General features: G+C 70.1%; 21 protein-coding genes and 1 pseudogene. 12 read left to right on the top strand and 10 right to left on the bottom strand.

What is annotated here, in order from left to right:
- Positions 1-9: 9 nt before the first annotated feature.
- Both QRX50_RS43930 and QRX50_RS43935 read right to left on the bottom strand, forming a co-directional pair.
- The gene (locus QRX50_RS43930) at positions 10-810 is read right to left on the bottom strand and encodes a DUF3159 domain-containing protein (protein ID WP_434533198.1); all 801 of its coding nucleotides are present in this window, start codon (positions 808-810) and stop codon (positions 10-12) included.
- A gap of 9 nt (positions 811-819) precedes the next feature.
- Entirely contained in the window at positions 820-1,200 is a 381-nt protein-coding gene (locus tag QRX50_RS43935; RefSeq protein WP_285968978.1) for an OB-fold nucleic acid binding domain-containing protein, read from the bottom strand.
- A gap of 102 nt (positions 1,201-1,302) precedes the next feature.
- On the opposite strand from QRX50_RS43935, the gene QRX50_RS43940 reads away from it, so the two are divergent.
- Complete coding sequence (locus QRX50_RS43940) at positions 1,303-2,034, top strand: alpha/beta fold hydrolase (protein ID WP_285968979.1); 732 nt, start codon at positions 1,303-1,305, stop codon at positions 2,032-2,034.
- Positions 2,035-2,081: 47 nt separating this feature from the next.
- On the opposite strand, the gene QRX50_RS43945 is transcribed toward QRX50_RS43940, so the two are convergent.
- On the bottom strand, positions 2,082-2,753 hold the full coding sequence (locus QRX50_RS43945; protein ID WP_285968980.1) for a DUF3710 domain-containing protein: 672 nt from the start codon (positions 2,751-2,753) through the stop codon (positions 2,082-2,084).
- Complete coding sequence (gene dut / locus QRX50_RS43950) at positions 2,753-3,256, bottom strand: dUTP diphosphatase (protein WP_285968981.1); 504 nt, start codon at positions 3,254-3,256, stop codon at positions 2,753-2,755. The genes QRX50_RS43945 and dut overlap by 1 nt, the downstream gene beginning before the upstream one ends.
- Before the next feature lie 24 nt (positions 3,257-3,280).
- Here dut and QRX50_RS43955 point away from each other — a divergent pair, with 24 nt between their 5' ends.
- Positions 3,281-3,766, top strand: a complete 486-nt coding sequence (locus QRX50_RS43955; protein WP_285968982.1) for a DUF3093 domain-containing protein — start codon at positions 3,281-3,283, stop codon at positions 3,764-3,766.
- 192 nt (positions 3,767-3,958) lie between these two features.
- Here the strand turns inward: QRX50_RS43955 and QRX50_RS43960 are convergent, their stop codons facing one another.
- Positions 3,959-4,267: a DUF4193 domain-containing protein gene (locus tag QRX50_RS43960; RefSeq protein ID WP_204090248.1), complete on the bottom strand. Its 309-nt coding sequence runs from the start codon at positions 4,265-4,267 to the stop codon at positions 3,959-3,961.
- A gap of 593 nt (positions 4,268-4,860) precedes the next feature.
- Here QRX50_RS43960 and cei point away from each other — a divergent pair.
- Positions 4,861-5,544 carry an envelope integrity protein Cei gene (gene cei / locus QRX50_RS43965; RefSeq protein ID WP_285968983.1) on the top strand — a complete coding sequence of 228 codons (684 nt, stop codon included), beginning with the start codon at positions 4,861-4,863 and terminating at the stop codon, positions 5,542-5,544.
- Positions 5,545-5,578: 34 nt separating this feature from the next.
- Here the strand turns inward: cei and QRX50_RS43970 are convergent, their stop codons facing one another.
- Positions 5,579-6,400, bottom strand: coding sequence for an inositol monophosphatase family protein (locus QRX50_RS43970; protein WP_285968984.1), 822 nt, complete (start codon positions 6,398-6,400; stop codon positions 5,579-5,581).
- Between the two features lie 64 nt (positions 6,401-6,464).
- Here QRX50_RS43970 and ppgK point away from each other — a divergent pair, with 64 nt between their 5' ends.
- The 7 genes from ppgK to QRX50_RS44005 all read left to right on the top strand — a co-directional run bounded on the left by ppgK (position 6,465) and on the right by QRX50_RS44005 (position 16,330).
- Positions 6,465-7,226, top strand: a complete 762-nt coding sequence (gene ppgK / locus QRX50_RS43975; protein ID WP_285968985.1) for a polyphosphate--glucose phosphotransferase — start codon at positions 6,465-6,467, stop codon at positions 7,224-7,226.
- 243 nt (positions 7,227-7,469) lie between these two features.
- Complete coding sequence (locus QRX50_RS43980; protein ID WP_285968986.1) at positions 7,470-8,876, top strand: RNA polymerase sigma factor; 1,407 nt, start codon at positions 7,470-7,472, stop codon at positions 8,874-8,876.
- 585 nt (positions 8,877-9,461) lie between these two features.
- Positions 9,462-10,439, top strand: a complete 978-nt coding sequence (locus tag QRX50_RS43985) for an ABC transporter permease (protein ID WP_285968987.1) — start codon at positions 9,462-9,464, stop codon at positions 10,437-10,439.
- Positions 10,439-11,449, top strand: coding sequence for an ABC transporter permease (locus tag QRX50_RS43990; protein WP_285968988.1), 1,011 nt, complete (start codon positions 10,439-10,441; stop codon positions 11,447-11,449). Before QRX50_RS43985 ends, QRX50_RS43990 begins: the two co-directional genes overlap by 1 nt.
- Positions 11,446-13,578 carry an ABC transporter ATP-binding protein gene (locus QRX50_RS43995; RefSeq protein WP_285968989.1) on the top strand — a complete coding sequence of 711 codons (2,133 nt, stop codon included), beginning with the start codon at positions 11,446-11,448 and terminating at the stop codon, positions 13,576-13,578. The genes QRX50_RS43990 and QRX50_RS43995 overlap by 4 nt, the downstream gene beginning before the upstream one ends.
- 38 nt (positions 13,579-13,616) lie before the next feature.
- Positions 13,617-15,314 carry an ABC transporter family substrate-binding protein gene (locus QRX50_RS44000; RefSeq protein ID WP_285968990.1) on the top strand — a complete coding sequence of 566 codons (1,698 nt, stop codon included), beginning with the start codon at positions 13,617-13,619 and terminating at the stop codon, positions 15,312-15,314.
- 77 nt (positions 15,315-15,391) lie between these two features.
- A complete protein-coding gene (locus QRX50_RS44005; protein WP_285968991.1) occupies positions 15,392-16,330 on the top strand; it encodes a DUF3592 domain-containing protein in 939 nt (312 codons plus the stop codon).
- Between the two features lie 69 nt (positions 16,331-16,399).
- On the opposite strand, the gene QRX50_RS44010 is transcribed toward QRX50_RS44005, so the two are convergent.
- Genes QRX50_RS44010 through QRX50_RS44025 form a run of 4 tightly spaced genes read right to left on the bottom strand, consistent with a single transcriptional unit; the run spans position 16,400 to position 18,559 of the window.
- Positions 16,400-17,377 (bottom strand): phosphotransferase family protein, encoded by a 978-nt coding sequence (locus QRX50_RS44010; RefSeq protein WP_285968992.1) that lies wholly within the window; start codon positions 17,375-17,377, stop codon positions 16,400-16,402.
- A gap of 27 nt (positions 17,378-17,404) precedes the next feature.
- Positions 17,405-17,803 carry a hypothetical protein gene (locus QRX50_RS44015; RefSeq protein WP_285968993.1) on the bottom strand — a complete coding sequence of 133 codons (399 nt, stop codon included), beginning with the start codon at positions 17,801-17,803 and terminating at the stop codon, positions 17,405-17,407.
- Positions 17,804-17,822: 19 nt separating this feature from the next.
- Positions 17,823-18,032, bottom strand: coding sequence for a hypothetical protein (locus tag QRX50_RS44020; RefSeq protein WP_285968994.1), 210 nt, complete (start codon positions 18,030-18,032; stop codon positions 17,823-17,825).
- Positions 18,029-18,559 carry a hypothetical protein gene (locus QRX50_RS44025; RefSeq protein ID WP_285968995.1) on the bottom strand — a complete coding sequence of 177 codons (531 nt, stop codon included), beginning with the start codon at positions 18,557-18,559 and terminating at the stop codon, positions 18,029-18,031. Before QRX50_RS44025 ends, QRX50_RS44020 begins: the two co-directional genes overlap by 4 nt.
- A gap of 177 nt (positions 18,560-18,736) precedes the next feature.
- Between QRX50_RS44025 and QRX50_RS44030 the strand changes: the two genes are divergently transcribed.
- Both QRX50_RS44030 and QRX50_RS44035 read left to right on the top strand, forming a co-directional pair.
- Positions 18,737-19,957, top strand: coding sequence for a sensor histidine kinase (locus QRX50_RS44030; protein WP_434533387.1), 1,221 nt, complete (start codon positions 18,737-18,739; stop codon positions 19,955-19,957).
- Positions 19,954-20,594, top strand: a pseudogene (locus tag QRX50_RS44035) (response regulator). Before QRX50_RS44030 ends, QRX50_RS44035 begins: the two are co-directional and overlap by 4 nt.
- The last annotated feature ends 33 nt before the right edge of the window (positions 20,595-20,627 follow it).

Below are 20,627 nucleotides of genomic sequence, written 5' to 3' on the forward strand. Positions count from 1 at the left end.
AAGGTCGGGTCAGACTTCCGGGGTCGGCGTCTGCGCGTACTTCTCGCGAAGCCGGGCCTCGACCTCCGCGTCGGTCTCCGGCTTCGGCTCCGTCTCGGCCAGCGCCTTGAGCCGCTTGTCCGAGCGGCGGACCGCCCAGACGACCACGAGCAGGCCCAGCGCGTAGAGCGGGTAACCCATGGCGATCTTCGCGAACGCGAGCCAGCCGGTGTAGTCGCTGTTGTAGAGCCAGCGCTGCACCACGAACCGGGCGGCGAAGATCACGGCCAGCGCGAGCGTGGCGACGTCGTAGCCGTAGCGCGAGGGCTTGTCCTTGCGCCAGGCCTGGCCGGTGCCGTTGAGCGCGCTCCACACCACGCCGGCGATCGGCCAGCGCACCAGGATCGACAGCACGAACACGCCGCAGTAGGCGAGGCTCGCCCAGATGCCGAAGAGGAAAAAGCCCTTGGCCGAACCCGTGCGGAACGCGATGAACGCCGCGATCGCGACCCCGAAGAACCCCGAGATCGCCGGCTGCAGCGGCTCCTTGCGCACGACCCGCAGCACCGTGATCGCCACGGCGCTGCCGACCGAGCCCCAGATCGCCGCGGTGAGCCCGAAGAAGGCGTTCACCAACACGAACACGATCACCGGCACCGACGAGTAGAACAGACCGGACACGCCGCCCATCTGCTCCAGCAACGTGGGTTCGGGCTTCTCGGCGTCGGTTCCGGTGTCGGTTCCGTCGTCGGTGTGGTGCTGGTCGCTGTCCTGCTTTTCGTCCCCGCCTTCGGGCACGTGCTTCTCGTCGCGGGGAGCGGGTTCAGTCACGGGAGTCGATCAACCTACCGGGCTCTGGAGTTCGTAGTACGGGTTGTACAGCACCTTCTGGCCGTCACGCTCTGCCATCCGGCCGCGGACCTTGATGGTCCGACCCGGCTCGATACCGGGGATCCGGCGTCGGCCCAGCCAGATTAGCGTCACGCCTTGTGTCCCGTCGAACAGCTCGGCGTGGAGCGTCGGAGTTCCCTCGCTCGGGCACAGCTCGACGCTGCGCAGCCGGCCGAGCACTGTCGCCTCTTCGCCGGACCGGCAGTCACAGGCGCGGCGAGCACCCTCGGCCCCGGACCTCTCGGACATCTCGTCGGCGTCGAGGTCCTCGACGTCGCTGGTCAGCTTGCGAACCAACCGGCTGAAGTAGCCGCCGTCCTTGGCGGGCATGGTGTGCTCCTGTGCTCCGGGGCCCCCGACTTCGCGGCCCGTGCGTAAACAAGCGTAGCTGTGGTTCACGTCAGCGAAACGGGTTTGCGCCAAGATCGCAACGTGACGTCCGCAATCCCGAACATCCCCGTCGTCCTGCTGCCCGGAACGGGGTCCGACGAAACGTTCGTTCAGTCGGTGTTCACCGGTCCGTTGGCCTTGGTGGGCGCCCGGCTGATCGCGCCTCCCCCACCGCCCGGCGCCGCGCTGGCGGACGGGTACCTGGAGGAGCTAGACCGGCTCGCGCGGGTGCACGGTTCGCTGATCGTCGGCGGGATCTCGTTCGGCGCGCACCTGGCCGCGGAATGGGCGGTGGCGAACCCGGGCCGTTGCGAGGGGCTGGTGTGCGCGCTCCCGGCCTGGAACGGCGAACCCGGGTCAGCGGCCGCCGCTGTCACGGCGCGCGCCTCAGCGGATCTGGTGGCTTCCCAGGGGGTCGACGGCGCGCTGGCCGCGGTGGCGGCCGGCAGCCCGGGGTGGCTCGTCGACGAGCTGTCGCGGGCCTGGCGACGGCACGGCGACGAGCTGGTGGCGGGGCTGCGGGTCGCGGCGGAGCGGCGCGCGCCGTCGCTGACGGAGCTGGCGACGGTCGGCGTGCCGGCCGGCATCGGCGGGTGCGCCGGGGATCTGGTGCATCCCGTGGCGGTGGCGCGGGAGTGGGCCGCAGCACTGCCGCGCGGTGCGCTGCAAGTTGTGCGCTTGGCGGACTTCGGGCGGCACCGGGAAGTACTGGGCCGGGCGGCCCTGTTCACGTTCCTGAAGTCGGCCGCCGCCGGTGGTAGTGAAAAGAAATGAAGACGGCCCCGGCACGGGTGAGTGCCGGGGCCGTCCTCGCGTGGCGGTCAGCCTTCTTGCTGCTCGGCGATGTGCTGCGCGACGGCGTCCGGGAGTGTGATGGGGAGCGGGGTGCGCACCGGCATCGGGGAGTCGCCGCGGTCGACGATCGTGTGGCGCACGATCATGCGCAGCACGTCGGGAGCCTGTGCGGACTGCGACTGCGGGCCGGCGATCACGCCGCGCAGCATCCAGCGCGGGCCGTCCACGCCGACGAAGCGCAGCGCGACGTCACCGACGATGGCCGACAGCTCCAGGCCCCACTCGCCGCGGCCGACCGTGACCTTCGCGCCGTCGGCGCGCAGCTGGTCGCCCAGCTCGGTGCCGACCTCGCGCCACAGGCCGCCGGAGCGCGGCGCCGCGTAGGCACTGACCGTGATCTGGCCCTGCTCGGTCACCACGTGGACCGCGCGGACACCACCGGCCTCCGGGTCCATCTCGACCTGCACCTGCGAGCCGTCCGGGACCGGGACCCGCACCGAACCGAGGTCGATGCGCGGAATGCCGTCCTCTTCGGCGTCGGCGACGTCGAAGGGCCCCTGCTCGGTCTCCGACAGCTGGTTCTCGGGTTCGATCGCGTCGTCGGCGTCCGCCCGGGTGCCACCCGCCGCGCCGCCGCCGGGCTCGGTCGCCCCGTCGACCGTGCTGTCGGACTTGCGCTTGCGTCCGAAGATCCCCACTACTTCTCCGTTCCTTCCCCAGTGCCCGCGTCCGCGCCGGGCACGTCCGGGACCAGTGTGGCGTGCCCGCCCGTCGAGCCGTAACCACCGGCGCCACGTTCGGTGTCGCCGAGTTCGGCGACCTCCACGAACACGGCCTGCTCGACCCGCTGGATCACCAGCTGCGCGATCCGGTCGCCGCGCGCGAGCACCACCGGCTCGTGAAGATCATGGTTGATGAGGCAGATCCGGATCTCACCGCGGTACCCCGCGTCGATCGTGCCGGGAGTGTTCACCACTGAAAGCCCCACGCGGGCCGCGAGCCCCGAGCGCGGGTGGACGAACCCCGCGAACCCCGGCGGCAGCGCGATCGCGACGCCGGTTCCCACCACCCCGCGCTCGCCGGGCCCGAGCACGATATCCGAGGTGGTGACGAGGTCGGCGCCCGCGTCGCCGGGCCGCGCGTACGCGGGCAACGGGACGCCGGGGTCGAGCCGGGTGAGGAGTACCTGAACGCTGGACACGGGCGGCGAGACTACCCTTGTCGCGTGGCTGACACCGTGAACACCGCCGTGAAGCGCGGACTGGCGCACTCCGAACGGCTGTACGTGCCGTGGTGGGGCTGGCCGCTGCCGATGCTCGGCGCGATCCTGCTCGGCGTGGAGATCCATCTCGGGTACCCCTCGATCCCGGTGTGGATCCCGCTGCCCATCGCCATCGTCGTGATGGGGGCACTGATCCTGTCGCTCGGCCGCTCGCGCGTGCGCGTGACGGGCGGTGACGACCCGGAGCTGTGGGTCGGCGACGCGCACCTGCCGCTGCGCTTCGCCGGCGTGGTCGAGATCCTCGAGAAGGACGACAAGCGCCGCGCCCTCGGGCGCGACGGCGACCCGGCCGCGTTCGTCCTGCACCGCGGCTGGGTGGGCCCGGCGGTCCGCGTGCAGCTCACGGACCCGGCCGACCCCACGCCGTACTGGCTGTTCAGCACGCGCAAGCCGAAGCGCGTCGCCGAACTTCTGCGCGCCCGTTCCTGAGCGAGCGCGCCCGGTGAACCCGCGGAACCGGTCCCGCGAACGCGGAAGGGGGCCGGCCTGGTGGGCCGACCCCCTTTACCCAGCTCGCGAGCGAGCTTCCCCGGACCGCAGCGACTGTGTTTCCCCTGAAAAACCTGTGTTTCCCTGAAGTCCTGTACGAGATCCCCGTACGCCGTCAGGCGCAGGCTGTGCTCAGGCGCAGTCGCGGCAGATCAGCCGGCCGCCGTTGTCTTCGGCGAGCCTGCTGCGGTGGTGCACCAGGAAGCAGACCGAGCAGGTGAACTCGTCAGCCTGCTTCGGCACGACCTTCACGGTCATGTCCTCACCGGAAAGCCCGGAAAGGTCAGCACCAGGAAGCTCGAAGTTCTCGGCGTTCGCGTCCTCGTCGACGTCGACGACGCCGGACTGGTTCTCGTTCCGCCGGGCCTTCAGCTCCTCCAACGAGTCTTCGGCCAGCTCGTCGGCTTCGCTGCGGCGCGGAGCGTCGTAGTCGGTAGCCATGTGTCCCTCACCCCTGCGAATCAGCTTGTCTTGTTCTTCCGGTCCCGCGGGCGTGCCCGTGAGCCGGTCGTGCCGCTGGTCAACGTTCCAGCGCCCATGTTTGTGCCCGGCGCCCGCAGTGACCGAGGTCTCAGCCAGGTGCCCCTCTTCCTGCGGCCGGAGCCCGGGAAGGGTAGCTCACCGTTCGCCGAGCTCCGCACCGAGTCGCACATTGCTTGAATTTCGTCACCCGACAGGGGGAACCCGCAGGTGAGACGGTTGCGGTCCGGTCAGGTTGCCCGCGCGTCGCGAAGATCACCCGGCAGCGGTGTCCGCTTGCTCCCCCGGAGGTCTCCGTGGTGCGATCGGCGGACCGGGGATTCGCGGCCCGGCCTCGGCGGGGGCGGGGCGGGCACAGGGTGACCCGCGCCACCGGGCGCGGCACGGAACGCCTAGGCTGGGCCGCCACGGCGGCCCGCACGGTGTCGCCTGGTGATCCGGGGACGACACCGGGGGACGACACCGACCGGGGCGCGCGGCGCCACGGGTCGTGAGGTTCCCGCGGCGAGGGGTCCGCGGACGGGGTTTCCGCGTTCGGGAAGGGACGGGGCAGGGTGGCGTCGGGGAACGGCTCGGGGGACCGTGGTGCGCGGCCCTATCGCAAGCACCGGCCGCTGCCCGCGCTCATCGTGATCGGGGTGCTCGCTCTCGGTGCGGTGTTCGTGTGGGTGAACGCCGTGGTCGGCCGAGGGGACGTCGACGAGGCCGTGGCCTGCACGCCGGCTCCCACCGCACCACCGGGCACCACTTACACGACCGTGGCCCACAACGGCCTCGACGACCGCTCCCCCGTGCCACCCGACAAGGTGGCGCTGAAGGTCCTCAACGCCAGCACCACGCGCGGCCAGGGCGGCATCACGACCACGGCCCTGCGCGAGCTCGGCTTCACCGCCGTCGGCGACCCGGCCAACGACCCGGCGTACCCCAAGGGCGACGCCAAGTGCCGCGGCCAGATCCGCTACGGCGAGAACGGCGCCGCGGCCGCCCGCACGGTGAGCCTCGTGGTGCCGTGCGCCGAGCTCGTGCGCGACAACCGCAAGGACGCCAGCGTCGACCTCGTCACCGGCACGCTCTTCGACGACATCCGCCCGCGCCCGGAGGCACGCCAGATCCTCCAGGAGCTCGCCGACTGGTCCAAGTCCCACCAGGGCGGAGGCGGCAACGAGCAGTCCTCGGGCCCCGGCGCGCCGGTGATCGACCAGACGCTGCTCGCCGCGGCCCGCGACGTCGCCTGCTGACCCTGGACCCCCGGGCGGGAGTCCAGGGCGCGCGTCAGACGCTCTTGGCGTCCAGCGAAGCCAGCACCTGCCGCAGCGGCTCCGCGATGCCGGGCGCCGCCGCGAAGGTCACGTCCTCGCCCAGGTCGGCGGCCGAACCCGGCAGGAGGATCGTCGCGCCGGCCTCGGCCGCGACCAGCGCCCCGGCGGCCCAGTCCCAGCGGTGCAGGCCGTGCTCGAAGTACGCGTCGAGCCAGCCCGCGCCGACCGCGCACAGTTCCAGCGACGCCGCTCCGCCGCGGCGGATGTCCCGCACGTGCCCGAGCAGCTCGCCCGCGAGCGCGCCCTGGCGCACGCGACGGTCGCGGGCGTAGGCGAACCCGGTACCGACCAGTGACAGGTCCAGGCGGGTCGGCGAGGACGCCGAGAGGCGCCGGCCGTCGAGCCAGGCGCCCTGGCCCCGCGCGGCCGTCCAGCGGCGGCCGCTGACGGGTTCCACGACCGCGCCGGCCACCGACACCCCGTCGATCTGGGCGGCCAGCGACACCGCGAACGCCGGCAGCCCGTAGAGGAAGTTGACGGTCCCGTCGATCGGGTCCACCACCCACGTCACGCCGGACCCGGCCGCGGCGCCGCCGCCCTCCTCCCCGAGCACCGGCTCGCCCGGGCGCAGCTCGGCCAGCCGCTCGCGCACCAGCTCCTCGGACTCCTTGTCGATCGCGGTGACCACGTCGGTGTCCGCCGACTTGGTGTCCACGCGGACCACCCGGCCCGCCTGCATGGCGGTCCAGGCCGCCCGCACCAGCCCGGCCGCCTCGACCGCCACCTGCTCCGCAACGCTTTTCAGCAACGACTCGTCAGCTCCCACGTCCGACATGTCACCACACCCGGTTAAAGTCTCCGCAGCAGACTTCTGAATCGTGCGAGAAGGGACCACGTCAGTGACGGCGACCCGAGGTTTCGGAATCGACATCGGCGGCAGCGGGATCAAGGGCGCGCTGGTCGATTTGGAAACGGGACAGCTCATCGGCGAGCGACACCGGATCGAGACCCCGCAGCCGTCCACCCCCGAAGCGGTCGCGGACGTGGTGGCCGAGATCGTGCGCATCGCGGAGTGGAACGGGCCGGTCGGCGTCACGCTGCCGGCGGTGGTCAAGAAGGGCGTCGCGCACACCGCGGCCAACATCGACCACGCCTGGATCGGCACGGACGCCGACGCGCTGTTCGCCAAGCGGCTCGGCAAGAGCGTCGCGGACGTGGCGATGCTCAACGACGCCGACGCGGCCGGCATGGCCGAGATCCGCTTCGGCGACGAGGCCGCGCGCACCGGCGTCACCGCCCTGCTGACCTTCGGCACCGGCATCGGCAGCGCCGTGTTCCACGACGGCAAGCTCGTGCCCAACACCGAGTTCGGCCACCTCGAGGTCGACGGCCACGACGCGGAGAAGCGCGCCGCGGCGTCGGTGAAGGACAACGAGGGCCTGAGCTACCACCAGTGGGCCAAGCGGGTACACCGTTACCTGACCGTGCTGGAGAACCTGATCTGGCCGGATCTGTTCATCGTCGGCGGCGGCGTGAGCAAGAAGGCGGAGAAGTGGGTGCCGCTGCTGGACGTCCGGACTCCGGTGATCGTGGCTTCGCTGCAGAACAACGCGGGCATCGTCGGCGCCGCCGCGGCCGCGGTCGAGGGCATCGAGCACTGAGCTCCGCACGTCCGTGAACTCCGCAAAACACACGCGCGGGTCACGGGAAGGTCACGTGCGGGTACCGTGCGGCAGGCCGGAGGGTGATCGCTTCGCGACGCACTGCCCGGCCGTCGTTACAATGGAACGCGGCCCACGGCTGCGGGAGTGAAAACCGCAGGCCGAGGCGTGTTCCCCGAATGTGAGGCAGCCGAGGTGGCGATACCTCGGCTCGTCATGATCGACCGCTGCGAAAGGGCGTAAGTGGCAGCCGCAAGAACCGCAACCCGAAGCGGGACGAAGACAGCGACCGCAGCCGGCGAGCCGGCCGACGAGGCAGCCACCGGCGCGGCGAAACCCAAGACCGCCACCAGGTCTGCCGGCGCGAAGAAGGCTCCGGTCAAGAAGGCGCCGGCCAAGAAGGCCACCACCAAGGCGTCCAAGACCGAAGACGGCGACCCGGACGGCCCGGTCGACCTCGACGAGGCCGAACTCGACAGCCCGGACCTGTCCGACCTGGAAGAGGTCGAGGTCGACGTCGTCGACGAGACGGTCAACGACGAGGTCGCCGACGACGACTCCGACGACTCGGAAGAAGAAGCCGAGGAGACGGAGACACCCGCCGCGCGCCGCCGGAGCAACGCAGCCGCCGAGAAGGGGCCGAAGTCCGCCTCGGACAACCCCGACTTCGTCTGGGACGAGGAGGAGTCCGAGGCGCTGCGCCAGGCGCGCAAGGACGCCGAGCTCACCGCCTCGGCCGACTCGGTGCGCGCCTACCTCAAGCAGATCGGCAAGGTCGCGCTGCTCAACGCCGAGGAGGAGGTGGAGCTCGCCAAGCGCATCGAGGCGGGTCTCTACGCCGCCGAGCGCGTGCGCACCGCGGAGGAGGAAGGCGAGAAGCTCGTCACCCAGATGCGCCGCGATCTCAAGTGGATCGTGCGCGACGGCGAGCGCGCCAAGAACCACCTGCTGGAGGCGAACCTCCGGCTCGTGGTCTCCCTGGCCAAGCGCTACACCGGCCGTGGCATGGCGTTCCTGGACCTCATCCAGGAAGGCAACCTCGGCCTGATCCGCGCGGTGGAGAAGTTCGACTACACCAAGGGCTACAAGTTCTCGACGTATGCCACGTGGTGGATCCGCCAGGCGATCACCCGCGCGATGGCCGACCAGGCCCGCACCATTCGCATCCCGGTGCACATGGTGGAGGTCATCAACAAGCTCGGCCGTATACAGCGCGAACTCCTTCAGGACCTCGGCCGCGAGCCGACGCCCGAGGAGCTCGCCAAGGAGATGGACATCTCGCCGGAGAAGGTCCTGGAGATCCAGCAGTACGCGCGTGAGCCGATCTCGCTGGACCAGACCATCGGCGACGAGGGCGACTCGCAGCTCGGTGACTTCATCGAAGACTCCGAAGCGGTCGTCGCGGTCGACGCGGTGTCGTTCACGCTGCTGCAGGACCAGCTCCAGTCGGTGCTGCAGACGCTGTCCGAGCGCGAGGCGGGCGTGGTCCGGCTGCGCTTCGGTCTCACCGACGGCCAGCCGCGCACGCTCGACGAGATCGGCCAGGTCTACGGCGTCACGCGTGAGCGTATCCGCCAGATCGAGTCGAAGACGATGTCGAAGCTGCGGCACCCGTCGCGGTCCCAGGTCCTGCGGGACTACCTGGACTGATCACTCAGTCTCGACGAGGAACCCCGTCGCCGGTATTCCGGTGGCGGGGTTCTTTGCTGTGCGCGAAGATCCACTGGTCGCTGATCGATGGGGCACGGATCGATGGAGCACTGGTCCGACCGGCCACTGTGGACGAAGAGGGCCCGCGCAGGACTGGACCTCCGCCGGCGGGGTCGCGACACCGGGGACAGGTCCAAACCATGACCGGTATGTCCGTTTCCAGTGTTCCGCGGCCGTTCCCGCCATTTCCGTCCGCCCCGGAAACATTTCCGGAACGTGATCCGCGGTATTCGCCCACGCACCCACCGCGACGAGCCGCCAGATGTGAATACCTCTCGGACACCGCCCACCGCAACACCCGAAAGTCGGTCCTTCACGTGCCCGCCGCGAAAATCGTGATTATTTGGTTGCCTGAGAACGAAGATCGGAGGGCCTTCTCCGGATTATGCTGCGCCGACAACGAGCGTCAGCAGCATTCGGAAGGCAGCACCGGCTAGTGTTTTCGACGAAAACTCAATCGGGCGAGAGTCAGGCGTGGCCGTCGGTACGGAGTGGAACCTCCGTTCCCGGTGAATCGAGGAATCCGTGATCGGCTTCCTCCTCCGCCGCCTTGTCAACTACGTGGCATTGTGCCTGGTCGCCACCTTCGCGGCCTTTTCCTTGGCGTCGCTGGCTTTCAGCCCGCTCGACGCGCTGAAGCTGCGGAACCCACCGGCTCCGCAGTCCACTATCGACGCCAAGGCGGCCGAGCTCTACCTGAACCAGCCCATCCCCGAGCGCTTCTTAACCTGGCTCGGCGGAGTGCTGCAGGGGAACTTCGGCCGCACGGTCGCCGACCAGCCGATCACCGACGAGCTCTTCCGCCGGGCCGGCGTGAGCCTTCGGCTGTTCCTGCTGGGCATCACGATCGGCATCATCATCGGCGTGCTCGTGGGTGTGGTGAGCGCGATCCGGCAGTACAAGATCAGCGACTACGTGGCCACCACGTTCTCGTTCGTCGTGCTGTCCACCCCGGTCTTCGTGATCGCCACGATCCTCAAGGCGGGCGCCCAGTCGGTGAACGACAACCTGCTCGGCGGGTACCAGTTCTTCATCGTGCAGGGCGAGACGAGCGGGATCGACGGCAGTTTCGGCAACGTGCTGGTCGACCGGTTGCAGCACATCATCGTGCCGACACTGGCGATCGTGCTGACCCAGGTGGCGTACTACAGCCGCTACCAGCGCTCGGCGATGCTCGACGTGCTCGGCTCCGACTTCCTGCGCACCGCCCAGGCGAAGGGCCTCACGCGCCGGCGCGCGCTGTTCAAGCACGGCCTGCGCACGGCGCTGATCCCGATGGCGACGCTGTTCGCGTTCGGCTTCGGCCTGCTCATCACGGGCGGCATCTTCACCGAGCGGATCTTCGGCTGGTACGGCATGGGCGACTGGCTGGTGACCGGGATCCAGAAGCAGGACACCAACATCGTCGCGACCGTGACGCTGTTCATCGCGATCTGTGTGCTGCTGGCCGGCTGGCTGGCCGACGTGCTCTACGCCGCGCTCGACCCGAGGGTGAGGATCTGATGGCCGCTCCCGTGAACGAGGCCGACATCGCCGACTCCGCCGTGCTGGCGGTCGACCCGGGCAACGAGGCCGAGAGCAAGTCCTCCAGCCGCGGCAAGCTCGTGCTGCGCCGCTTCCTGCGCAACAAGCTCGCGGTCGTCTCGCTGGCCGTGATCGTGCTGTTCTACGTGCTGGCCTTCACCTACACCTGGTACTCGCCGTGGTCGTACGACGAGCTCGACCCGCTGTCGAACCTGCTGCCGCCGGGCGGCAACCACTGGTTCGGCACGAACCAGATCGGCGGCGACATGTTCGCGCAGACCATGCGCGGGCTGCAGAAGTCGCTCACGATCGGTCTGCTGGCCGCGCTGTTCTCCACCGGTGTCGCCTCGATCGTCGGCGCGGCCGCCGGCTACTTCGGCGGCTGGACCGACCGCATCGCCATGTGGGTCGTGGACCTGCTGCTGATCCTGCCGCCGTTCCTGATCATCTCGATCCTCTCGCCGGCTTTCCGCGGCAAGACGTGGCTGATCCTGGTCGGCCTGATCGCACTGTTCCAGTGGATGATCACCGCCCGGATCGTGCGCGGCATGACGCTGACGCTGCGCGAACGCGAGTTCGTGAAGGCCGCGAAGTTCATGGGCCAGCCGTCGTGGCGGATCATCGCCAAGCACATCGTGCCGAACATGGCCTCGCTGCTGATCATCGACGCGACGATCAACGTCGGCGTCGCGATCATCACCGAGACCTCGCTGTCGTTCTTCGGCTTCGGCGTGCAGTCACCCGACGTCTCGCTCGGCACGCTCATCGCGAGCGGCACCGACGCGGTGCGCACCTTCCCCTGGCTGTTCTACATCCCGGCGGGCTTCCTCGTGGTCACCGTGCTCGCGGTGAACTACGCGGGTGACGGCCTGCGGGACGCGCTCGACCCGTCGTCGAGCCGGTCGCGCCGCAAGGAACGCAAGCGCATTCTGAAAAACACAGCCGAGAAGACCTCTTCCGCGTCCAGCACCACAGGAGCCACAGCATGACCGCCTCGCTCGCGCTGGGCGCGGAGACCGAGAAGCCCACCGGCACGGTTCTGGAGGTCTCCGACCTCGACGTGTCGTTCCCGTCCGAATCCGGCCGCGTGCACGCGGTCCGCGGGCTCTCCTACCAAGTCGCGGCCGGCGAGGTGCTGGGCATCGTCGGCGAGTCCGGTTCCGGCAAGTCGGTGTCGTCGCTCGCGGTCATGGGGCTGCTCCCGCCGCAGGCGCGCATCTCCGGCTCGATCCGGTTCCAGGGCAGCGAGCTCATCGGCAAGTCCGACACCGAGCTGTCCAAGCTGCGCGGCAAGAAGATCTCGATGGTCTTCCAGGACCCGCTCTCGGCGCTGACACCCGTGTACACCGTGGGCGCGCAGATCGCCGAAGCGCTGCTCGTGCACGCCAAGGGCTCGATGAGCAAGCAGCAGGCCAACAACCGGGCCGTGGAGCTGCTCGACCTCGTCGGCATCCCCAACGCCGCCGCGCGCGCCAAGGCGTTCCCGCACGAGTTCTCCGGCGGCATGCGCCAGCGGGCGGTGATCGCCATCGCGATCGCCAACGACCCGGACCTGATCATCGCCGACGAGCCGACCACCGCGCTCGACGTGACCGTGCAGGCCCAGGTGCTGGAAGTCCTCAAGACCGCGCAGGAAGTGACCGGCGCCGGCATCGTGATCATCACCCACGACCTCGGCGTGGTCGCCGGGTTCGCCGACCGCCTGATGGTCATGTACGCCGGGCGCGCCGTGGAGCAGGGCCCGGTCGAGACCATCTACGCCCAGCCGCGGATGCCGTACACGCTGGGCCTGCTGGGCTCGATCCCCCGCGTCGACGCGCACGAGAAGCAGCCACTGGTGCCGATCGAGGGCCAGCCGCCCTCGCTGGTGAACCTGCCCTCGGGCTGCCCGTTCGCGCCGCGCTGCCCGCTGGCGATCGACGCGTGCCACCAGGCCGAGCCCGAGCTGTTCACGATCACCCCGGGCAACCCGAACGCGCTGGTCGACACCACGCACCGGGCCGCGTGCATCCGCACCGAGGAGCTGGCCGGCCCCAAGGCCGACGCGGCCGAGGTCTACGGCGCCGAGGTGATCGAGGAGGCGCCGGTCGCGAAGCTGCCGCGCACCCAGCGCACCACCGTGCTCGACGTGCAGGACCTGCAGAAGCACTACCAGATCACCAAGGGCGCGGTGCTCAAGCGCAAGGCCGGCGTGGTCAAGGCCGTCGACGGCATCAGCTTCGACATCGTCGAGGGCGAGACGCTGGGCCTGGTCGGCGAATCCGGCTGCGGCAAGTCGACCACGCTGATGGAGATCCTCGAGCTGTCCGCCCCGCAGAACGGGTCGGTGGCGGTGCTCGGCCGGGACGTCGCGAAGCTGAACGGCAAGGGGCGCAAGGAGATCCGGCGCGACTTGCAGGTGGTGTTCCAGGACCCGATGGCCGCGCTCGACCCGCGGCTGCCGATCGGCGACATCATCGCCGAACCGATGGTGACCCACGGCTACGACCGGGCGCGCATCGCCAAGCGCGTGCCGGAGCTGCTCGGGCTCGTGGGCCTGCGCGCGGAGCACGCCGACCGGTACCCGGCGGAGTTCTCCGGCGGGCAGCGCCAGCGCATCGGGATCGCCCGGGCGCTCGCGCTCGAGCCGAAGCTGATCGTGCTCGACGAGCCGGTGTCCGCACTGGACGTGTCGATCCAGGCCGGCGTGATCAACCTGCTCGACGAGCTGAAGGCGAAACTCGGCCTGTCGTACTTGTTCGTGGCCCACGACCTCTCGGTGATCCGGCACATCGCCGACCGCGTGGCCGTGATGTACCTCGGCAAGATCGTCGAGATCGGTGACGTGGAGACGGTCTTCGACGCGCCGCAGCACCCGTACACGCAGGCGCTGCTGTCCGCGATCCCGATCCCGGACCCGGTCAAGGAACGCGAGCGGACGCGGATCATCCTCACCGGTGACCTGCCCAGCCCGGCGAATCCGCCTTCGGGCTGCCGGTTCCGCACGCGCTGTTTCGTGTTCTCGCAACTGTCCGAACAGGACAAGCAGAAGTGCATCGACATCGAGCCGCCGCGCGAGTCGCGCGCGGACGACCACGACGTCGCCTGCCACTACGCCAAGACCCGCGAAGTCGTGTAGCCACGCATCCGTTGGCACACAGGGAAAGAAAGGTAAACATGATGCGACGGAGAATGGCCGCGATCGTGGCTCCCGTTGCCGCTCTGGGGCTCCTGCTCGCCGCTTGTGGCGGCGGCTCCTCCAGTGGTGGCAACAGCGGACTGCAGGACGCCGGCACCCAGCAGGTCAAGAACGCGGACATCAACGCGATGCCGGTCGACCAGCTCAAGGACGGCGGCGACTTCAAGTGGCCGGTCGACCAGCTGCCCGACAACTGGAACTACAACGAGGTCGACGGCACGGTCGCCGACGGCGCCTGGATGTTCGGCGCCATCATTCCCTACCCGTTCCCGCAGAACGCGGACGCGACGGTGGGTGTCGACCCGAGCTACCTCACCTCGGCCGAGGTGATCAGCACCGACCCGCAGGTGGTCGAGCTGAAGATCAACCCGAAGGCCAAGTGGAGCAACGGCCGGCAGTTCTCGTGGGAGGACTACGCCGCGCAGGCCAACGTGCTCAACGGCAAGAACCCCGCCTACCAGGTGTCGGGCACGACCGGGTACGAGGACATCGCCAAGGTCGAAAAGGGCACCGACGACCAGGACGTGAAGATCACCTTCGCGAAGAAGTTCGCGGAGTGGAAGTCGCTGTTCAGCCCGCTGTACCCGAAGGAACTGAACGCCGACCCGGACACGTTCAACAAGTCCTGGGCCCAGAAGCCGGCGATCACCGCGGGCGCGTTCAAGGTCAAGAGCATCGACCAGACCGGCAAGACCGCGGTCTTCGAGCGTGACCCGAACTGGTGGGGCCCGAAGCCGAAGCTGGACACCGTGACCTACAAGGTCGTGGAGCGCGCCGCGCTGCCGGACGCCTTCGCCAACGGCCAGATCGACTTCTACAACCTGAACAACGACATCAACGCCTTCAAGCGCGCGCAGGCCGACCCCAACACGGTCATCCGCCAGTCCAACAACCCGGACTACACGCACGTGACGTTCAACGGCGCGCCGAGCTCGATCCTGGCCGACAAGGATCTGCGCGTGGCGATCATGAAGGGTATCGATACCGTCGGGATCAGCAAGGCGATCCTCGGGCAGATGCAGAAGGACACCACCCCGATCGGTAACCACCTGTACCTCAAGGGCTCCAAGACCTACGAGGACAACTCCGGTCCGTACAAGTTCGACGCGACTGCCGCGAAGGCCGAGCTCGACAAGCTGGGCTGGAAGCAGTCCGGTGACCTGCGCGCCAAGGACGGCAAGCAGCTCAAGCTGCGCCTGGTGATCCCCTCGGCGACGCCGATCAGCCAGCAGACCGGCCAGATCATGCAGTCGGAGCTCAAGGCGATCGGTGTCGGGCTGGACATCCAGGCCGTGCCGAGCACCGAGTTCTTCAAGAACTACGTCAACGTGGGCAACTTCGACCTGACGCTGTTCCGCTGGCTGTCGAACTCGTTCCCGATCGGCGGCAGCAAGGGCATCTACTACCTCGACCCGAAGAACATCAACCAGAACTACGGCCGCATCGGTGACGACAAGCTGAACCAGCTGCTCGACACCGCGGCGCAGGAACTGGACGACACCAAGCGGGCCGCGGACATCAACGCCGCCGACAAGGAGATCTGGGCCCTGGGCCACCAGCTCCCGATCTTCCAGTCGCCGGGTGCCTTCGCCGTGCGCAAGACCCTGGGCAACTTCGGTTCGCCCGGCTACGCGAACACCCCGTACGACTACACCAAGATCGGCTTCGTTAAGTAACGCGATACCCCCGGGGAGAGCGGCGCGGGCCCCGGCCCGCGCCGCTCTTTCCTTTGTAGACACCTAAGGTGGAACTCATGCGGAGTTTCCTGCGGCTGCGGCCGGTGCGCCACATCCTCGTGACGAGCGCCGTGGTGCTGCTCGCGTGCGCGGTGGTGTTCGTGGTGCAGCTGCTGGAGTTCTCCCACGCGCAGGCCGACGTCCGGGGCATCACGGCGCAAGCCACCGGCACGGTGGTGCGCGGCGGCGGAGGCTCGGCGACCGTGCGTTTCCCGGTGGCCGGTGGGTCTCTCGCGACGGCGGAGACCACGCTCGACAGCTCGGCCCCGAAGACCGGCACGAGCGTGCCCGTGCTGTACGACCCCGCGCGGCCCTCGCGCGCGCTGATCCGCGACGCCACCCCGATCGTGACCGCCGACCGCGCGACGACCTACGCCACGGTGACCGTGGTCGCGGCCGCGGCGGTGCTGGCCGTGGACCTCTTCCTGTTCTTCACGCGCTTCGTCCGACCCGCACGGGCCGCGGCGGCCGGTTCCCCGATCGCGGTGCGGCGGGTGAAGGTGCAACGCGGGGTGCTCACGCGGTCCTGGCTCGAAACCGAGACGGCGTCGCCGCGGTGGATCCCGGTGTACTTCTCCCCCACGCTGATCGGCCTGCCCGCGCCGACGAAGGTCGTGGTCCGCGGCGACGTGCGCCGCGACCGGCTCGTCGCCGTCGAGGTGGGCGACGAGCTGCTGTACTCGGCCGGCTCCGTGCGGGCCACCGAGCCGCGTGGCCGCCGCACCGACAACCCCGCCGAGCCGGACGAGGAACGCGCCCTCGCCGCGGCGCGCCCGGTGTCGCTGCTCCGCCAGTTCCGCGCCGACCTGCCGGTGCTGGCCGTCGCGCCCGTCGTCGGCGCGTTCTGGGCCTTCGTCGACGGCAGCGGCTTCGACGGCTGGCTCGTGGTCACCGTGCTCGTCGCCGCGTTCGGGTTCTGGTGGGCCGCGCTGCGCGGCTCCGATCCGTCACTCTGACTCCCCCCATGCGGCGTTGGTTGCGCCCAACGCACCCAACGCCGCGTGGGGTGCTTGGGGCGGAAGCCGCTAAGAGCCCAGCTCCGCGAGGACGGCGGCCAGCTCGTCGTAGGAGTCCGCGAGCTTCTCCGCCTGGTCGAGACGGTGGCGTTCCAGGCGCAGCGCGCCGAGGTGGCGGGCGCGGTAGTAGAGGGCGCGGCGGCAGGCCGCCGGTGAATCGTCGAGCGGGCCGTAGGACTCCCAGAACTCGTCGCGTTCGGCGCCGGGTTTGGCCAGCGCCATGTGGATCGGCCAGTCGGCCGCCGGGTCGCCCCACCAGCTGCGGTCGTGGTCGTAGACGCCGGTGACGCGGAGATCGTCGGCGAGCATCACATTGATCGTCCACAGATCTCCGTGCAGCAAGCGCGGTTCGGTGACCTCGTCGAGCAGCGCCGAGTCGCGGGCGGCGAGCTTGCCGATCTCCCGCACGTCGGTGGCGTCGAGGTCGCGGTCCGCCAGGTCGAGCGCGTTGTCGGCGAAGAAGGCGACCAGCGCTTCGCTCCACGTGGCGAAGTGCGGCCCCGCGACCGGGCCGAAGCCGGGCCCGCGCACGTCGTGCACCAGGCGGGTCAGGCGGCCCAGCTCGCGGTAGAACGGCCCGCGCTCGGCCGGCGGGTACGCCGGGAGGACCTCGGGCCCGGCGCGGCCGGGGAGCACGGCCTGCACCACGTAGTCACGCGGGAGCACCTCGTGGGTGAAGTCGGCCGCGATCGTGCGCGGCAGCAGGTGCGCGATGGGCGCGAAGTAGGGCGCCGCGACGTACTCGTTGCGCATGAACTGCCACTCGGTCCGCATCTGGCGCGCGGGCTCGGGTGCCACGCGCAGGATCACCGGCCCGTCGGCGAGCTCTACGCGGTAGGTCGTGTTGTAGCCGCCCCAGCCCAGCTCGGTGGCGCCGCGGACCACGGTGGCGGGGCCGAACACGCGCCGGCACACCGCTTCGATCTGCTCGGGGCCGAGCTGCTGCTGGAACGCCCCGATCGGGCGGTCGAGGGGGCGGAAGTCCATGGCTCATCCTGGCAGGCCCCGCGAGCACTAGGGCACCGCCAGGCCTTCGCGCCTCAGCGACTCTTCGACGCGAAGCCGTTCGAGGTCACGGTCGATGCCTTCGGGCAGCGATTCGAGCCGGTGCTCGACGCCGACCGCGCGGCAGGCGGTCTGGAGCAGCTCGTCGTAGGCCTGGCGGGTGCCGATGCGGCGGGCCGCCGGAGTGCCGGGCGGGTAGGACGCGAGCACGCGGTGCACCCGGCGCAGGTCCGCGGAGAGGCGTTCGACGGGCGGGCCCACTGGCTGCGGCTGTCCGCGGTGGCGTTCGCGCAGCCAGCGGTAAAGGGCGGGCACGCGCAGCGCGCACCAGAAGAGCGCCGAGGGGGCGAAACTGACCACGGCGAAGAGGACGAGAGGCCCGGCCACGCTGCCGGTCGCGTCGGCCACGCATCCAGTGTAAGCCGCGTCACAGGTGATCGCGCCGGCGTTTGCGGGCCTGTCCCGCGAACAGCACGGCCGCGCCCACCGCGAGCAGCACGGCGCTGGCCGCGATGTGCTGCTGCGGGGGCAGCAGGTGCAGCTGCACGAACCAGCTGGGGTTCGTGGAGCCGGCGAGCCGGTTGATGAGCCCGCCGGCCCCCTGGATCACGAGCAGGAGGCCGAGGAGCTCGATCACGAAGTAACCTTCTCCTGCTGAGCCGACTCGTCCTTCTTGCCGAACAGCTCGGTCCACAGCGGGCCGGCGAACAGCCAGATGCCCACGAGACCGCCGAGGCGCGGCAGCCAGTCCCACAGCGGCCCGACCTGGCCCGGGCGGCCGATCAGGAAGATCGCGGCGAGCAGCAGCACGGCGGCGATCACGCAGGCCAGCACGCACTTGTACCACTCACGCCACTCGTGGCGGACCTTCGCCTTGCCCCGCAGCTTCGGCGTGGGCGGCGGGCCGCCGGCGAAGCGGTGGGCGAAGCGCACGTCGGCCCAGCGGACCATGCTCGGGCCGAACACGATGCTGAAGCCCAGGTACACGGCGGCGAGGCCGTGCGAGAGGTTCGGGGTCGTGCCGCTCGCGAGGTCGACGACGGTGGCGACCAGTACCACCAGGTCGATCACGGGCACGGCGGCCAGCAGCACGGTGCTGAACTTCTTCAGCTTCAGCGGGTAGCGCGCCACCAGACCGCCCACGAGGACGACCCAGAAGGCCACTTCACCACCGACGATGAACAGGTCGCCGGGTTGTCGACGAGGTAGTTCCCGATAGCGTTCATGATCCCCACTGTCTCGCGAAGAACACTGGGGCGAATCGGTGAAGGGCACGATCGGGGGGTCATCACTTGGTAGGACGCCGACCAGTACGCCCTGTGCTTCCATGGGGTCGTGCCGCTGCGAGGAACCCGCGCGCCGGCCCTGTTCAAGCCCCGGGAACTGCCCCCGTGGCAGCAGGACGGCCTCATCGCCCTGTTCGTCTTCGTCGTGGGCCTCGCGCTCTACCTCACCGACGTCTACCGCCTGATCCCCGGCCCCGACCACTTCGGGCTGTGGGTGCGGCTCGTCGAGCTCGCGGTGCTGTGCGGCCTGTCGTTCCTGCGCCGCTGGGTGCCGGGCGGCCTGCTGCTGGCCACGGGCGTGCTCGCGGTCGACCTGGTGCTGGGCCCGTCGCTGCCGGTCGTGGCCGTGTACACCGACTTCCTCTACGCGGCGACGCTCTACGGCTCGCGGCGAATGAGCCGCGTGATGATCGGCGTGGCGGCCACGGCCGCGCTGGGTGTGCTGGTCGCCGCGCTGGCCGTGTCCGCGCAGTGGCGCGTGGCCGTGATCGGCGCGCTCGGGATCCTGCCGTTCCTGCTGGTGCCGGTGTGGTGGGCGGCGAACGTGCGCCAGCAGCGCGACATCGCGTCGACCGAATGCGCCAACGCCGACCAGCTGGCGAAGATCGCCGAGCTCGACCGGCGCGCCGCCGTGGCCGCCGAGCGGGCGCGGATGGCGCGCGACCTGCACGACGTGATCGCGGGCCACCTCTCGGCCATCGCGATCCAGTCGGAGGCGGCGCTGTCGATGGCCGAGGACCCGAAGACGTCCCGCGCGGTGCTGGAAGCAGTGCGGGAGAACAGCGTGAGCGCGCTCGACGAGATGCGCACGATGATTGGCCTGCTGCGCGCCGCGTCGGAGGCCGGCCCGGAATCCGGCCTCGACGAGTACGAGACCATCGCACCCGCACGGCTCGCCGAGCTGTCGCGGCTCGTGGAATCCGCGCGGGCCACGGGAATGGAGGTCGTCGTCGAATCCACAGTGGACTCCTCCGCCGGCCTGCCCGCGGCGGTCGACCTCACCGCGTACCGGATCGCGCAGGAAGCACTCACCAACGCGGTGAAACACGCGCCGGGCGGGCGGGTGCTCGTGGACCTGCGCTGCGACGGCGGCATACTCACCGTCGAGATCGGCAACGAGCTGCGTTCCGCGGCCACGCGCACCGGTGGCACGGGCCACGGGCTGCTGAGCATGCGCGAACGCGCGAGTGCCGTGGGCGGGACGCTGAGCGCGGGCCCGTCGGGCTCGGACTGGGTGGTCCGCGCCGAGCTGCCACTGGTGGAGGGACACGCGTGACGGTCAAGGTGCTGGTGGCCGACGACCACGGGGCGATCCGGGCGGGCCTCGTGCTGATCCTCGGCAACGCCGAGGGCATCGAGGTGGTCGGCGAGGCCGCCGACGGGGCCGCCGGCGCGGGCGCTGCGGCCCGACGTCGTGCTGATGGACGTGCGCATGCCCGGCACCGACGGCATCACCGCCACGCGTGAGCTCGTCGCCGAAGGGCTGGCGCAGGTCCTCGTGCTCACCACGTTCGACCTCGACGAGTACGTGCACGCCGCCCTGCGCGCGGGTGCCGCGGGTTTTCTGCTCAAGTCCGTCGAGGCGCCGCGGCTGATCGAGGCCGGGAAGCTCGTCGCCGCGGGCGAGGGCGTGCTGGCGCCGCAGGTGACGCGCAAGCTCATCACGGCGTTCGCGCAGTCGGCCGGGAAACCCGTCACCGCGCCTTCGGGCCTCGACGACCTGACCGACCGCGAACGCGAAGTGCTCGGGCTGCCTCGGCGCCGGCCTGTCCAACACGGAGATCGGCACCCGCCTGCACATCGGCGAGACGACGGTGAAGACGCACGTGTCGCGCGCGCTCACGAAACTCGACCTGCGCTCGCGCGAGCAGGCCGCCATCCTCGCCCGGGAAGCCGGGCTCGCGCTGGACTGAATTCGGCGCCGAGCTGCCGATCTGCAGGCCGGC

This window comes from Amycolatopsis sp. 2-15 (assembly GCF_030285625.1).
In the GTDB taxonomy this organism is placed as follows: domain Bacteria; phylum Actinomycetota; class Actinomycetes; order Mycobacteriales; family Pseudonocardiaceae; genus Amycolatopsis; species Amycolatopsis carbonis.

Coding starts and splice junctions, on each gene's coding strand:
- QRX50_RS43935 (WP_285968978.1), bottom strand. CDS start 1,200: ATGCCCGCCAAGGACGGCGGCTACTTCAGCCGGTTGGTTCGCAAGCTG.
- QRX50_RS43960 (WP_204090248.1), bottom strand. CDS start 4,267: ATGGCTACCGACTACGACGCTCCGCGCCGCAGCGAAGCCGACGAGCTG.
- QRX50_RS43970 (WP_285968984.1), bottom strand. CDS start 6,400: ATGTCGGACGTGGGAGCTGACGAGTCGTTGCTGAAAAGCGTTGCGGAG.
- QRX50_RS43990 (WP_285968988.1), top strand. CDS start 10,439: ATGGCCGCTCCCGTGAACGAGGCCGACATCGCCGACTCCGCCGTGCTG.
- QRX50_RS43995 (WP_285968989.1), top strand. CDS start 11,446: ATGACCGCCTCGCTCGCGCTGGGCGCGGAGACCGAGAAGCCCACCGGC.
- QRX50_RS44000 (WP_285968990.1), top strand. CDS start 13,617: ATGATGCGACGGAGAATGGCCGCGATCGTGGCTCCCGTTGCCGCTCTG.
- QRX50_RS44005 (WP_285968991.1), top strand. CDS start 15,392: ATGCGGAGTTTCCTGCGGCTGCGGCCGGTGCGCCACATCCTCGTGACG.
- QRX50_RS44010 (WP_285968992.1), bottom strand. CDS start 17,377: ATGGACTTCCGCCCCCTCGACCGCCCGATCGGGGCGTTCCAGCAGCAG.